12 protein-coding genes are annotated in these 14702 nt (G+C 42.7%); 2 read left to right on the top strand and 10 right to left on the bottom strand.

All coding sequences use genetic code 11. The features are described 5' to 3' along the window. Positions 1 to 191: 191 nt before the first annotated feature. The 10 genes from VB083_RS02505 to purC all read right to left on the bottom strand — a co-directional run bounded on the left by VB083_RS02505 (position 192) and on the right by purC (position 11509). Complete coding sequence (locus VB083_RS02505) at positions 192 to 1268, bottom strand: hypothetical protein (protein ID WP_213690555.1); 1077 nt, start codon at positions 1266 to 1268, stop codon at positions 192 to 194. A gap of 104 nt (positions 1269 to 1372) precedes the next feature. Next, positions 1373 to 3187 carry a phosphoribosylamine--glycine ligase gene (gene purD / locus VB083_RS02510; protein WP_323401684.1) on the bottom strand — a complete coding sequence of 605 codons (1815 nt, stop codon included), beginning with the start codon at positions 3185 to 3187 and terminating at the stop codon, positions 1373 to 1375. A 12-nt stretch (positions 3188 to 3199) separates the two neighbouring features. Then, positions 3200 to 4729, bottom strand: coding sequence for a bifunctional phosphoribosylaminoimidazolecarboxamide formyltransferase/IMP cyclohydrolase (purH, locus tag VB083_RS02515; RefSeq protein WP_213690554.1), 1530 nt, complete (start codon positions 4727 to 4729; stop codon positions 3200 to 3202). Beyond that, positions 4716 to 5321, bottom strand: a complete 606-nt coding sequence (gene purN / locus VB083_RS02520) for a phosphoribosylglycinamide formyltransferase (protein WP_213690553.1) — start codon at positions 5319 to 5321, stop codon at positions 4716 to 4718. Before purN ends, purH begins: the two co-directional genes overlap by 14 nt. Continuing rightward, positions 5318 to 6316 (bottom strand): phosphoribosylformylglycinamidine cyclo-ligase, encoded by a 999-nt coding sequence (gene purM / locus VB083_RS02525; protein WP_213690552.1) that lies wholly within the window; start codon positions 6314 to 6316, stop codon positions 5318 to 5320. The genes purN and purM overlap by 4 nt, the downstream gene beginning before the upstream one ends. Then, positions 6300 to 7673 (bottom strand): amidophosphoribosyltransferase, encoded by a 1374-nt coding sequence (gene purF, locus VB083_RS02530; RefSeq protein WP_213690551.1) that lies wholly within the window; start codon positions 7671 to 7673, stop codon positions 6300 to 6302. The genes purM and purF overlap by 17 nt, the downstream gene beginning before the upstream one ends. Continuing rightward, positions 7674 to 9827, bottom strand: a complete 2154-nt coding sequence (gene purL, locus VB083_RS02535; protein ID WP_323401685.1) for a phosphoribosylformylglycinamidine synthase subunit PurL — start codon at positions 9825 to 9827, stop codon at positions 7674 to 7676. It lies immediately after the preceding gene. 1 nt (position 9828) lies between these two features. After that, positions 9829 to 10533 carry a phosphoribosylformylglycinamidine synthase subunit PurQ gene (gene purQ, locus VB083_RS02540; RefSeq protein ID WP_213695906.1) on the bottom strand — a complete coding sequence of 235 codons (705 nt, stop codon included), beginning with the start codon at positions 10531 to 10533 and terminating at the stop codon, positions 9829 to 9831. Between the two features lie 4 nt (positions 10534 to 10537). Continuing rightward, positions 10538 to 10789 (bottom strand): phosphoribosylformylglycinamidine synthase subunit PurS, encoded by a 252-nt coding sequence (gene purS, locus VB083_RS02545; RefSeq protein ID WP_213690548.1) that lies wholly within the window; start codon positions 10787 to 10789, stop codon positions 10538 to 10540. Further along, positions 10790 to 11509, bottom strand: a complete 720-nt coding sequence (gene purC, locus VB083_RS02550) for a phosphoribosylaminoimidazolesuccinocarboxamide synthase (RefSeq protein ID WP_213690547.1) — start codon at positions 11507 to 11509, stop codon at positions 10790 to 10792. A 268-nt stretch (positions 11510 to 11777) separates the two neighbouring features. On the opposite strand from purC, the gene lepA reads away from it, so the two are divergent. Together lepA and hemW are read left to right on the top strand one after the other, a co-directional pair. After that, entirely contained in the window at positions 11778 to 13589 is a 1812-nt protein-coding gene (gene lepA, locus VB083_RS02555) for a translation elongation factor 4 (protein ID WP_213701063.1), read from the top strand. Between the two features lie 11 nt (positions 13590 to 13600). Beyond that, positions 13601 to 14698 (top strand): radical SAM family heme chaperone HemW, encoded by a 1098-nt coding sequence (hemW, locus tag VB083_RS02560; protein WP_323401759.1) that lies wholly within the window; start codon positions 13601 to 13603, stop codon positions 14696 to 14698. Positions 14699 to 14702 lie beyond the last annotated feature (4 nt).

Here is a 14702-nt window from a genome sequence, read left to right on the forward strand (position 1 = left end):
AAGCCGCAACTTCCATTCCGCCACTACTATTGGACAGGGTGAGCCCATTTATCTTTGAATTGGCGGGAGCCAATCGTACGGACTGGGATTCCCGCCATTCACTTTATCACGTTATCAGGAAGCAAACTATGGCCCCTTACATATCCCCCCTTATATTTTAAAAAATATTCTTAACATATTATTAAATTATTTTACATGGATATTTTTACTTTGTAAAGCAATTCCCTGGCTATGAGAGCAATAAGGTTATCAAAAGCCCAGACAGTTTGCGTTTTGTCTTCTTGTTCGTATCCTAAGAGACCTTTATATTTGCCTTCATCAATAATGAAATCGCTCAATTTAGAATATGCTTTTTCGGCAGCTTCATCAAAACCGCAGTCTTTAAAAAAAAGAGAGGCAAGGGCATAAACAGTAATATTTTCATTGCCGCTTTTATCTGTAATTTTCCCAGTGGAGAGGAGTTCGATAGCGTATTTTCTCCCATATGATGTAGGAATTATTCCAATTGACGATAAGAAGTGTAGGTGAAGCATTGTATTTATGAGGTTTTCCTCATTATAAGTAAATTCTTTTTTTTCAAAGGAATATCCCCACGCATTTTTCTCTTCAAGAAAAAGCCCTGTTATGACGAAACCAGATGTTTTGACAAGTATAGGGAGCCAATTTTCATCACGTTTTGCTAGCATATTCATAGCGCGCAAATCTGCGTATGAGAGAGTCAATTCATTTGTATTTTTAGTGATTGCAAGAGGCTTAAACCAGGATTGTTTCCATGAAGCTCCGTCGAGTAAGGTGTCATTTTCTGTGTTGTATATTCGTATTTTTTCAGCCAAAGTTATAAGAGGTTTTTTAAAGTTTTCTTTTGGCCATAGTTCATCTGCAAGAAGCAGGGCGTAACATGTTCTGAGGTCATCTATACTTGCGTTTGATGTCGCTTTCTTTCCTGTAGATGAGAGTTCCCACGCCAGAAGTCCACTGGGAGAAACGAAATATTTCTGCATAAGCGAAACTAGTGTTTTAAATCGTTTCAGGTCTCCACGCAGAGCAGCAAGTTCCATTTCAAGGGAATGAGTTTCTGAAAGAAAGGTTTTCTTGTCGTTGCGCGTATAGAGAAGCCCATTAGGGGCGCGAAGAACACGTTCCAGGCCTATTTCAACAGCAGGCCCCCAGTCGGGTGATGGCAGCACAATATTATTTGCATAGGCTGGATTACATAAAAACATAGAAAGGCATATACAATTCAAGATTAACATTTTAAGTCTTTTCATAGGGGTTCTCACCTTATAAAAAAGATTTAGAAATAACCATTGATCATATCATAACTCAGGAGAAGAACTCCTGAGTTATGATATGTCTTTATATGTATTCTAAACTAATTTTCTGCGAATGCATCTGAAGGGGCAACTGGCAAATCAACAATACTTTCTCTGCCCTGTTGGATTTTTTGTGCTTCCTCTTTCATATATAAAGAAAGCTTATTTTTTACGTGGTCATCTTGGCGGGCTAAAATGCGAATAGCCATGAGAGAAGCATTTTTAGCGCCATCTATTCCGGTCGCTGCTACAGGTACACCAGGAGGCATTTGGGCTATGGAAAGAAGGGCATCTAATCCGCCTAGGGTTCCAGCTGAGATAGGAACACCTATAACTGGCAGAAGCGTATGGGCAGCAAGTACTCCAGGGAGCGCTGCTGATAATCCAGCCATAGCAATAAGAACCTCAATGCCTCTTTTTTCTGCCAGAGATGCGTATTTTGCAGCATCTTCAGGCGTTCTGTGAGCAGAAGCGATGGTTACTTCAAAGGGAATTTCAAATTGTTTAAGGATGTCTGCCGCTTTATGGGCTGCAGGCAGATCTGATTTCGATCCTAACACAATTCCAACGCGGGGTGTTTGCGCATTCATGCTGATCACTCCTCGTCTGGCTTTAGCCGTTATATCGTTACGATAATGGGCTCCTTCGAAATGTATCTTGGCAACACTGTCATACGACCGTTTCAAAGCCTCATCTAAAGTATCACCAATACCTATTACATTCAGAACTCTTCCTCCAGAAGTAACTATTTCTCCTTTTTCGTTCAGAGCTGTTCCAGCATGGAAGACCATAACGTTATCTGTCTTAGCGACCTTATCCAGCCCCGTTATGGGTAGGCCTTTTGTGTATGGACCAGGATAGCCGCCTGAAGACATGACAACATCAACAGCCCACTTTGCAGAAACTATTTCAGGCAATGTATCAAGTTCTTCATTGCAAGAGGCATTTATAAGCTCTGCGAAATCTACGCTAAGAAGCGGTAAAATGACTTCCGCTTCAGGATCACCGAAACGAACGTTGTATTCTACAACCCGAGGAGACCCATTATTATCTATCATAAGCCCAAAATAGAGAATACCGCAGAACGGAATTTTTTCAGATTGAAGCCCCTTAAAGGTAGGAAGAATGATCTTTTCTTCAATTTTCTGAAGCAATTCTTTTCCCACCCATGGTACTGGAGAATACGCACCCATTCCGCCGGTATTGGGACCTTCATCGTTATCAAAGACCCTTTTATGGTCCTGGCTGCAAGGCAGAATGCGGTAACTTTTCCCATCGCTGATACAAAGTACCGTTAATTCAAGGCCGGGCATAAAGTCTTCTACAACGATCTTTTCTCCTGATACTCCAAGTTCTTTTTTCACAAGGAGATTGGAGACTGTTGTCAAAGCATCCTCTTTTGTCTTTAAGACAAATGCGCCCTTACCTGCTGCCAGACCATCTGCTTTAACAACAAATGGGACAGTGCGTTTATCCAGGGCTTTCTGGGCTTCTTCTACAGTAGTACAAACATCAAAAGGTGCTGTAGGAATAGCGTTGCGCAACATGAACTGTTTAGCAAAGATTTTGCTTCCTTCCAGTTGAGCACCTTTAGAACCGGGACCAAAGACGGTAAATCCATTTTCTCTTAAAACATCTGCGGCCCCATTGACCAACGGAACCTCGGGGCCAATGATGATCACATCAGGATGAAGTGAATTTGCTAAAGAGAGCAGGTCATTGTTATTTGACACGTCAACTTTATGCAAGGTGGCAAGATTTGACATCCCTGCATTTCCTGGAGCGACGTGTATCGTCTCTACATGTTGCGATTGTGATAGAGCCCACACAAGAGCATGTTCCCGGCCGCCACTTCCTATAACGAGAAAGTTCATAGAGCTCACTCCTTAATGACGGAATGTTCGCCAGTCACTGATAAACATACTTAAGCCTAATTCTTCGGTTCTCTTGAAAACTTCTTCGTCTCGTACTGAGCCACCTGGTTGAATAATAGCTACAATCCCAGCTTTAGCAGCTGCTTCTACGCCATCTGCGAAGGGGAAGAATGCGTCACTGGCCATAACTGCTCCCTGCGCTTTTTCTTGTGCCTGCTGTGTAGCAAAATCAACAGCGAAAACGCGGCTGCAGAAACCCATGCCAATACCGACTGCTTCTTTATCTTTAACAATAGCAACCGAATTGCTCTTTGAAAGAGCTGCAACTTTCCATGCCAGAAGCATGTCATTCCACAGATCATCACGACGTTTTCCAATCCATGTGCCTTTATCAGGATTTGGAAGGGGAGGTAACATGTCTTCCTGCATGAGGAAGCCGCTCCACGTACTTGTGATTTGCCATGGAAGGACTCTGCCGCCCTGCCACTTTAAAATACGTAAAGAAGGTTTTTTCTCTTTGAAATAGTTAAGAGTGTCTTCGTCAATATCAGGAGTGAGGATTACCTCTGTGAAGTGTTCAGAAATAACAAGGGCCGTTTCCATATCAAGAGGACGGGAAAGGCCGACAACTCCTCCAAAGGCAGAGAGAGAGTCGCATCTGAAGGCTTTTTCATAAGCTTCCTTTATTGTAGCTCCATATGCCATTCCGCATGGAGTTGTGTGTTTTATAACAAGAGCTCCAGGCGCATCCTGTAAAAGGGAAGCACCTCTCATGGCGCAATCCAAGTCAAGTATATTATTGTAGGAAAGAGGTTTACCAGAAAGTTGCTCCCAAGGCAATTCTTTCAGTGCGGGTGTATATAACGCAGCTTTCTGATGAGGATTTTCTCCGTAACGAAGCTCCTGCTTTTTCTTCAAGGAGAAGTTGAGTTCCTCATGTAATTCTTTTTCTACGCCAATTTCTGCAGAGAGACCTTCTGTGATTGTTCCATCATAGGTGGCAGTATGGGCAAATGCCTTAAGAGCCAGTTTTTGGCGTGTTGCTGTGCGTACGCAACCTTCCGCATCAAGTTCATCAAGCACCGCTTTATAGTCTGACGGATCAGTAAGAATAATAACGTGAGGATAATTCTTTGCGCTGGCACGAATGAGTGTAACGCCACCAATGTCTATATTCTCAAGAAGCTCATCAATGGTTGCTCCCTTTTTTGCAACTTCTTCGAATGGATAGAGGTTACAAACCACCATATCGATAAGAGGAATTTTAAAGTTCTCAACATCCTTTAAGTCGCTTTCTAAATGGCGACGTGCGAGAATTCCTCCAGAGATAAGGGGATGGAGTGTCTTTACTCGTCCACCTAAAATATGGGGAAAACCTGTAAGATCTGAAACTTCAATAACCTCAAGTCCAGCTTCACGAAGTTTTTTAGCGGTTCCAGAACTTGAAACAATTTCCCAACCTCTTTCTACGAGGCTTTTAGCAAATTCTTCAATGCCCTCTTTGTCAAAAACAGAGATAAGGGCTCTTTTAGTTGCAGCCATCGATAGATCTCCTTTCACAAAAAGAATATGAACCTTCAAAAAGTTTTTTCAGAGTTTTCCAATATAATAAATGCTCTGTCTCATGTATTTTCACGGTGAGACTTTCAAGAGTATCTTGATTTTCAATGGGTACTGCCTTTTGAGCCAGAATAATTCCAGAGTCAACACCATGGTCGACTAAATGGATTGTAACACCTGTGATTTTTACCCCATAATCCCAAGCATCTTTTATCCCATTTGTTCCCGGGAAAGAAGGCAGCAAAGCCGGATGTATATTAACAATTTTATTTTCCCAACGACGCACAAATTTTGATGAGAGAATTTTCATGAAACCAGCAAGAACGATCCATTCAATATGTTCGGAAATGCAAAGTTCGTGCAAAAATTCTTCCGCATCTTCTCTTGATTGCGCTTTGTAAGGAAGAACAACTGTTTTTACGCCTATGCTCTCTGCATAGTGAAGTCCTCCGGCATTCGGATTATCACTTGCAACAAAAGCAACATCACATGGGAGGTCGCCTTTGTTAATCTTGTTGAGTATTGTTGCCATATTCGTGCCAGTTCCAGAAATGAGGATGGCTACACGAGTCATGACCGACAAACCTCACCGAATAGTACGGGATGTTCTCCTTCCTCAGTCAATATCTTCATAAAGTCATCAGCTTCTGAGGCAGGAAGAATAAATGTATATCCAATTCCAAGGTTAAATACGTGACGCATTTCTTTTTCTTCAACACCTGCATTGGCTATAACCTCAAAAATAGCAGGACGTTTCCACGATGAAAAGTCGACGTGTAACGTTAAACCTGAGGGAAGAACTCTCTGTATGTTTTCCTCAAGTCCGCCTCCCGTTATATGGGCCATACCATGAATTGGTGCCTTTTTAACGGTTTTCATAACAATTTTAGGGTAGAGGCGAGTAGGGCGAAGAAGAGCTTTCGAAAGAGGCTCTCCAAGCTCTGGAAGCGTAACGTCTATCGATAGGGCATTTTCGCCTTCTAAAAGGACTTTTCTTACAAGAGTATAACCATTGCTGTGAACGCCGGAACTCGGAAGGCCGACAAGCACGTCTCCTTCTTCTACATTGTGCCCATCTATTACATCTTTAGGGGAAACCATTCCGACGGCAAAACCTGCGAGGTCTATGCCTGTTTCGGGATATACGTCGGGCATTTCTGCCGTTTCTCCTCCAAGTAGGGCACATGTACTTTCCTCGCAAGCTTCGGCAACGCTTTTGACAATAGGTTCAAGAACGGTCTCATTGAGACGACCGCACGCAATATAATCAAGAAAGAAGAGAGGCTGGGCTCCGCATGTAATGAGGTCGTTAACGTTCATGGCAACGAGGTCTTGACCAAGTCCGCTGTAATCAGATGCAAGTTTGGCAACCTCAAGTTTTGTTCCCACTCCGTCGCAACATCCAGCAAGGAGAATGTCATCATTTATCTTGTAGAGGCCGCTGAAACCGCCGATTCCACCCACTACGTTCGGATTTTTAGGCAGAGATGACATAATACGGCCAATGGTTTTAACCCATTTGTTACCACCGTCAATATCAACTCCGGCTTCCTTATAACTCAAGCTCATCCTGTGTGTCTCCTTCCATATATTCTCCTGTAAAACAGGCAGTACATAATTCATTTCGGGGCAATCCTATCGCATTGATAAGATCTTCTTGGGTAATATATTCGAGAGAATCGGCCCCAATAATTTTACGAAGTTCCTCTATTTCCATTCGAGCTGCTGCCAGTTCCACCCTGCTGGGCGTATCTATGCCGTAATAACAGGGGAAACATACAGGTGGAGAAGAGATACGTACGTGAACTTCATCTGCTCCTCCGTCACGAATCATGGCGATAATTCGTTGACTTGTTGTCCCTCTAACGATGGAATCGTCGATGACAACCAATTTACGGTTTTTAATAAGATTGCAGATTGGGTTTAATTTTATACGTACGCCAAGTTCTCTTACCCGTTGTGTCGGATCAATGAAAGTACGTCCAACGTAGCGGTTACGAACAATAGCTTTTTCATAAGGAATAGTACTACCTTCAGCGAATCCCATAGAAGCAATAGTTCCGCTGTCTGGCATTCCTGTAACCATATCAGCGCTCGGACAAGGAGCTCTTTTTGCTAAGCAATGCCCCAACGCTTTACGGACGGCGTAAACAGAACGACCTGCAATAATACTGTCAGGACGAGCAAAATAGACGTACTCGAAAGAACACTGGTAATGTCGTTTTGTCTGTACAGGAATTTTAATGCTATGGATTCCTTCTTTATCTATGACAACAACTTCACCAGGAGAAACCTCCCGAACTAATTGAGCCCCAACAAGATCTAACGCACAAGTTTCAGAAGAGACATAAATAATATTGTCACGCTGACCTATTGAAAGGGGACGGAATCCCCAGGGATCTCTTGCAGCTACAAGTTTTCCCTCTAAGATCATTGCCAGAGAGTACGCCCCTCTAAGTCGTCGTAACGAATCGACAAAGGCGTCAATAGTTGGTTTATGGGGCTGATGAGCCATTAGGTGCAGAAGCACCTCTGTATCTGTGAGAGACTGAAAGATAGAGCCCCTATTCTCTAAATATTGTTTTAACGCTTCAGCATTCGTTATGTTTCCATTATGAGAAACAGCTACAGAACCTTTTGAGTTACTAGCTGTTAAAGGTTGTATATTTCGAGGATCGGAACCACCGGCAGTGGAGTAGCGAACATGACCAATTGCACATCGAGTGTCTATCTTTGCAAGTTCACTCTGGTCAAGGGCTAAATGGACAAGCCCGCTTCCCTTTTGTGTTCGTACTGCATTGTTTTCGTCTACCCAGGCCACTCCTGCAGATTCTTGCCCTCTATGCTGAAGAGCATAGAGGCCTAAATAGACATCTTCGAGAACGGGGCCTCCGTTTCTAGTGTAAGCGCCGAAGATTCCGCACATTTAACGACCCTCCCATTTTTCTGTAAGAACGGGAACGGGAAGATCAAAAATATTTTCAAGTGTAAGGTAGTTTCCACCAATCCTTCCCAGCTCAACAAAGGGGAAACCATTCCATATAAGACGGAACTGAACAACTTTGTTTGAAGGAACGGCATAAATAGCACGAGGAGTTCCTTCTCCAAATAAAAATACATCGAGACGGGTGGGGAAAGACATCTTCATGGCGGCACCGATTCCTGTCATGATTGCTTCTTTTGCCAATGCTACGGCAAGGCCTCCACCAGCTAAAGGACGACCGCTATGAGCTAATTCCTCATGGGCTACCTTAAGAGCTCTATCACGAAAATCTTTTTCTGTTTCTGGAGTAAAGGGCAATGGACGTCCTTGGTTTTTCCCAGTGGTGCGCAGAAGATATTGGCTTCCATTCAACGGCGCATTCATAGCACCGACAAGGAAAAGATGATCGCCTTCCTGCCAAGCGCCACTTCGGAGGTAATGTTCTGGAGTATCTATAACCCCTACAGTCCCTACAACAGGTGTGGGGAGAATTCGCTGAGTGGAACTTTCATTATAGAGGCTTACATTTCCTGAAACGACAGGACATTCAAGCTCTTTGCAGCAGTCAGACATTCCGTGAACAACTTCTTCCAGTTCCCAATATTGTTCGGGATTTTCTGGAGAGGGGAAATTCAAGCAGTCAGTCAAACCGAGAGGGGTAGCTCCTGCTACGGCGAGGGCTCTGATTGATCTCGCCACTGTCTCAGCTCCGCCACGATATGGATCAAGATAGCATTTCCAAGGATCCGACTCCATATCCATGGCAACAAGGCGCTTAGAATCTTTTATTCTAATAACGCTGACAGGAGCGCCAGGGCCCTGAACCGTATTAACCTGCACCATCTGGTCGTATTGTTCGTAAACCCATTTTTTGTCAGAAAGAGATGGAGATGTTACGAGATTCAGAACTGTTTCATTGAAATCTTCTGGTAATGGCAGGGTCTCAATTTCAAAATCCCATCGTTTTTCAAGGTCTTCCGGACGTTTTGAAGGCCAGTGAATGCCGGGACACTTATCGCCAATCAATGAAGCAGGCATTTGAGCAACTATTTCTGAATCCCATAAAATAGTATATTGATCACCTGGAACAGTTTCTCCTATATCAGTACAATCGAGTCCCCATTTTTTGGCGATTACTGCGACTTCGTCAAAATCATCAGGCTCGATAATGAGCAACATTCGTTCTTGTGACTCGGAAAGTGCTATTTCCCATGGAGTCATTCCTTCTTCACGAAGGGGAACTTTATCGAAGTGAAGAATCATGCCGACACCGCTTTTTGCGGCGATTTCACTGGATGATGATGTAATTCCTGCCGCACCCATATCCTGCATACTGACGATTAGATTTTTATCTCTTAGCTCAAGACAAGCTTCAATAAGTAATTTTTCTGCGAAAGGGTCTCCAATCTGTATAGATGGGCGACTTGACTTCGTATCATCAGAAAGCTCTGCAGAAGCAAAAGCTGCTCCGGCTATGCCGTCGCGTCCTGTTTTTGAGCCAAGAATGAGTACGCGGAGGCCAGGCTTTGCTGTCTGTGAACTAACGAGCTGATCAAGTCGAACCAGACCGAGATTAAAAGCGTTAACAAGAGGGTTGTCAGTATAACATGTATCATATGCTGTCTTCCCGCCTACTGTAGGAACGCCGACTGCGTTTCCATAGCCGCCTATTCCGGCTACGATTCCCTCAGAAAGGTTTTGAGTCCTCTTGTTTTCAGGATCTCCAAAGAAGAGTCCGTCCATGGAAGCTGCCGGTCTTGCACCCAATGCGAGAATATCGCGGATAATTCCGCCAACACCGGTAGCGGCTCCCTGGTAAGGGGCAACAGCTGATGGATGGTTATGACTTTCTGCTTTAAAAGCAGCTCCCCATCCGTCACCTACATCAACTACGCCTGCATTTTCCCCAGGCCCTAACACTACTTTTTCCCCTTTAGTAGGGAAATTGCGCAAAAGGTGTTTCGTCGATTTATAACTGCAATGTTCTGACCACATAACCCCCATGATTCTGAGTTCATTTTCGTTGGGTTCGCGGCCAAGAACACGTTTCATTTCTTCATATTCATCTTCACGTAATCCAGCCAGTCGATAATCCATATCAGACACCTGCCTTATTTATCCATGCATTGATTGATTGCCACATGAGTGCTCCATCCTCGCCGCCAAGAAGTTTTTCGCTCGCTCTTTCAGGGTGTGGCATAAGTCCGAGGATATTTCCTTTTTTATTTATAATTCCTGCAATATTGTTCAGAGCTCCATTAGGTGTGTGCTCTTCTGAAACTTCCCCGTTGACCGAAGCGTAACGAAATACAACTTGATTATTTTTTTCCAATTCGTTGAGTTCATTTTCGGGAAGATAGAAAAGGCCTTCATGGTGAGCTATGGGAAATTGAACGATCTGACCTTTCGTATAATTGAGAGTAAAGGGTAAATCGTTGCGTTCTACCCGTAAATAGCATGGCTTACAAATGAAGCGAAGAGTTTTGTTGGGGAGCAATGCACCTGGTAAGAGGCCAGTTTCTGTAAGAATTTGGAAACCATTACATATTCCTAAAACAAGGCCTCCCTCTTCAGCATATTTGTGTACGGCGTCCATGATTGGAGAAAGGGAAGCTATAGCGCCCGTACGAAGATAGTCACCGTAAGAGAATCCTCCAGGTAAAACGACAAGATCAGTGCCAGAAGGCAGCTCTTTCTCTCCGTGCCACAAGGTTTCTACTGTGGCTCCCACAACATGTCTGAGGGCATATACGACATCCTGGTCGCAGTTGCTTCCAGGAAAGACAATAACTTGTGCTTTCACGGCCCTAAGCCTCCACTGCGATGATGGAAAAGTCTTCTATAAGTGAATTGACAAGAAGATCATCACACATGTTCTCTACTTGCTTTCGGGCGTCTTCTGCAGTGTCGCTATTGATAGAGAGTTGAATATATCTACCTACACGAACGCTTTTTAAAGCTGTATAGCCTAAAGATGTAAGAGAGCTGGCTACCGCCTTGCCCTGGGTATCAAGTACGCCTTCTTTGGGATAAATGAGAAGTTTTACAAGAAATGACATTTATTTGCCCTCCTTTTCTGATACGCGACGCCAGATTTCTCTGTATGCGCCAAGAACATCTCCGAGATCTTTGCGGAATCTATCTTTATCAAGCTTTTGCATAGTTGTCTTATCCCAGAACCGGCATGTATCAGGGGACATCTCATCAGCAAGAATAATTTGCCCCTCTGTATCAACACCAAATTCCAATTTGAAATCGACGAGGATAATATTTAAAGAGTCAAAATATGCGCTCATTAGTTTGTTTACTTTTAAACTTGTTTCTTTCATAAAAACAATCTGTTCTCTTGTAGCCCACCCGAAGAGTTCTGCGTGATCTTCAAGAATAAGTGGGTCTCCCAGTTCATCGTTCTTATAATAAAACTCTACAAGAGGATGCGGAAGGTGGATGTTTTCTTCAACGCCGAGGCGTTTGCATAAAGTACCAGTCGTTATATTTCGAACGACAACTTCTACGGGAAGGATGCTAACTTTTTTGACGATCTGATGTGTATCGTCAACTTTTTCAACAAAATGATTAGGAATCCCGTTATTTTTCATGTAGGTGAAAAGAGATGAGCTAATAGCGTTATTGAGTGAACCTTTACCTTCGATAGAATCTTTTTTTTGAGCATTAAATGCTGTAAGGTCATTTTTGTATTCCACAAGAATGAGATTTGGATCATTGGTACTGTACATTTTTTTGGCCTTGCCTTCGTACAAGAGCTCTCTTTTTTCCATAAGAGGCACCTCCAGAAAGGTTATGTTGCTTACATTATCATTCCTTCTCTTTTAAATGTCAATGATAACAGGGTTGTTTTGAACACAATAAATAAAAAGTTTTTCCCTTACATTATGGATTCTTGTTCTTTATAAAGGGAATATGTTTGAAGCTTCTTTTCAGGTATAATTTCTCAGTACGATATAGGTGATGTGATATACTTCTGTCCCTTGGACAGAGAAGAAAGTAAGCCTTCGAAAAAGAAGAAGCGGAGGGAATAGTTTAAATATGGATCTTTCAAGAATTCGCAATTTTTGTATTATTGCTCATATCGATCATGGGAAATCAACGCTGGCTGATCGTCTTATTGAATCTACGGGTACTGTAGAAATAAGAAAGATGAAAGCACAGCTCCTTGATTCTCTTGATTTAGAACGAGAACGAGGAATTACCATTAAGCTTGTTCCGGTACGAATGCAATACAAAAGTAAGGATGGCAACAATTATATTTTAAATCTCATTGATACTCCAGGACACGTGGACTTTACTTACGAAGTGTCTCGATCTATAGCATCATGTGAAGGAGCGTTACTCGTTGTTGATGCTTCTCAGGGCGTTGAGGCACAAACAGTTGCAAATGCCTACATGGCTGTTGATCATGGACTAGAGATTATTCCTGTTGTTAATAAGATTGATCTTCCATCGGCTCATCCTGAAGCGGTGCAAAAAGAGATAGAGGAGATTGTTGGAATCGATGCTACTGATGCGATTCTGGCAAGTGCTAAAGAAGGTACGGGAATTGAAGAAATTCTTGAAAGAATAATAGAGCAGGTGCCACCTCCTGAAGGCGATCCTAATGCATCATTGCAGGCTCTTATTTTTGATTCTGTCTACAATAATTATCGAGGTGTCATTTGCTACGTTCGAGTTGTCAATGGCACAATCAAGGCAGGACAGACTGTTCGTTTTATGGTAACGGGCTCTTCCTATCAAATAGAGGAAGTAGGAGTTTTTAGACCATTATTCGAACCTGTAGAGAGTCTTTCGGCTGGAGAAGTGGGATATGTCATCGCAAATATAAAGACAGTTGCAGAAGCCCATGTGGGAGATACTATTACTGATGATGAAAGACCTGCTGTTAAGCCTTTGGCCGGGTATAAAAAAGTAAAACCAGTTGTGTTCTGCGGTTTTTATCCAGTAGAAAGAGACGATTATCCTCAACTTCGCGATGCTCTTGAAAAATTAACATTGAACGATTCGTCCATAACTTTCGAACCAGAGTCGTCTGAAGCTCTCGGATTCGGTTTCAGGTGTGGTTTCTTGGGGCTTTTACATATGGATGTGGCTAAAGAACGGTTACGTCGTGAATTTGGAGTTGAGCTTGTCGCTACGGCGCCTAACGTAATATATGAAGTAACGACAAAAGGGAAGACTGCTATAGAAGCTCATCGGCCTTCTGACTTCCCTGATATTTCTGATATAGAAGAAGTCAGAGAACCTATTATTCGCTTGACAATGTTCCTTCCATCTGAATTTGTAGGTAAGGTTATGCAGCTTTGTCAGGATAAGCGCGGGACATTTGTGTCGATGGATTATCTTTCCCCCGAACGTGTTCGACTTGTATATGATTTGCCTCTGGCAGAATTCATTCTTGATTTCCACGATAAACTGAAATCTCAAACGCGAGGTTTTGCTTCTCTTGATTATGAATATCGTGAATTAAAAGCAGCGGATCTTGTGCGAGTGGATGTTCTTATTAGTGGTGAGGCTGCTGATGCTTTTTCCTTTATTTGTCATAAAGACGCGGCTTTCCATAGAGGACAAGCTGTTGTAAGAAAGTTGAAGGAGCTTATCCCGAGACAGCTTTTCGAAGTTCCCATACAGGCTTCAGTGGGCCGACGTATTATTGTGCGGCAGAATGTAAAAGCTCTTCGTAAAGATGTTTTGGCAAAATGTTATGGTGGAGATATTTCTCGAAAGAGAAAGTTGCTAGAGAAACAGAAGGAAGGCAAAAAGAGAATGAAGCAGTTGGGAAAAGTTTCAATTCCACAAGAAGCCTTCCTTGCATTTCTTAAAGTTGACGAGGATGATGAACAATAGAACCATTATTTATCTATCTTCATGTTCCTTTTTGTTTTCAAAAATGCCCCTATTGTGCTTTTTATAGTATGCGAGGCACAAAAAATGACATTGATGCCTACCTAACGGCTTTGGAAAAAGAATTATTATGGTGGAAAGTGTATCTGGGCGACAAACCCAGGGCACTTTCCATATATATAGGTGGAGGAACTCCTACTTGCCTTTCTGTTGAGCAATGGCAGAGGCTTATTGATCTTTTACAAAGATATGTTAGAGTCAATAGCGATGTAGAAATTTCTGTGGAAGCTAATCCTGATTCCCTCACAGAGGAACATATGAAACTTTGGAAGGGATGGGGTGTCAAAAGGGTCAGTTTAGGCGTTCAAAGTCTATGTGATGAAGAGCTTTTGTGGTTGAAGCGAACTCATACAGCTAAAAGAGCTTTGTGGGCTATTGATCGACTTTTACATTTCGGATTCCACGTAAGTGGAGACCTTATGTTTGGTCTTGCAGGCCAGTCTTTAAGAAAGTGGCATACCTCTCTTTCCAACCTGGTTCATTCTGGAGTAACACATATCTCCATATATCAACTTTCAATAGAAGAAGGATCTGTTTGGGGGAAAAATCCTCCATCTGGAGTGCAGAATGGATATGTTCACTATAGATGGGCCCAATGGTATTTGGAAAAAAGTGGATTTTCCCAGTATGAAATAGCAAGCTTCTCTCGACCGGGATATGAATGTCGACATAATCAGGCATATTGGTTTGAGAAGAACGTGTTGCCTCTCGGCCCTTCTGCGTGGGGATATATAGATGGCACCCGTTTTTGGAATGTCAAAACTCTAGCAGAATACCTAAAAAGGGCCACTATGAATATTTCTCCAGTAGAGGGCAAAGAACGCCTGACTCTCGAAAAAAGCGGAAGAGAATCAGCTGTTCTCGCATTGCGAACTTCACGAGGAATACATATTCCTTCTTTTGAAGAACGTTACGGAGAAGATCTTATTAACTCTATTCTTTTTGAATTCGAAAATGTTCCGGAAGATTGTTTGTGTTGGAAGGGAGATTTTTTGAGCCTTTCTCGAAAAGGTATGCGTGTGGCCAATTCCATATGGTCACTTATTATCTAATAAA

This window comes from Aminobacterium sp. (assembly GCF_034926885.1).
In the GTDB taxonomy this organism is placed as follows: Bacteria; Synergistota; Synergistia; order Synergistales; family Aminobacteriaceae; genus Aminobacterium.

Coding starts and splice junctions, on each gene's coding strand:
- VB083_RS02505 (WP_213690555.1), bottom strand. CDS start 1,268: ATGAAAAGACTTAAAATGTTAATCTTGAATTGTATATGCCTTTCTATG.
- purD (WP_323401684.1), bottom strand. CDS start 3,187: ATGAACTTTCTCGTTATAGGAAGTGGCGGCCGGGAACATGCTCTTGTG.
- purH (WP_213690554.1), bottom strand. CDS start 4,729: ATGGCTGCAACTAAAAGAGCCCTTATCTCTGTTTTTGACAAAGAGGGC.
- purN (WP_213690553.1), bottom strand. CDS start 5,321: ATGACTCGTGTAGCCATCCTCATTTCTGGAACTGGCACGAATATGGCA.
- purM (WP_213690552.1), bottom strand. CDS start 6,316: ATGAGCTTGAGTTATAAGGAAGCCGGAGTTGATATTGACGGTGGTAAC.
- purF (WP_213690551.1), bottom strand. CDS start 7,673: ATGTGCGGAATCTTCGGCGCTTACACTAGAAACGGAGGCCCCGTTCTC.
- purL (WP_323401685.1), bottom strand. CDS start 9,827: ATGGATTATCGACTGGCTGGATTACGTGAAGATGAATATGAAGAAATG.
- purS (WP_213690548.1), bottom strand. CDS start 10,789: ATGTCATTTCTTGTAAAACTTCTCATTTATCCCAAAGAAGGCGTACTT.
- purC (WP_213690547.1), bottom strand. CDS start 11,509: ATGGAAAAAAGAGAGCTCTTGTACGAAGGCAAGGCCAAAAAAATGTAC.
- lepA (WP_213701063.1), top strand. CDS start 11,778: ATGGATCTTTCAAGAATTCGCAATTTTTGTATTATTGCTCATATCGAT.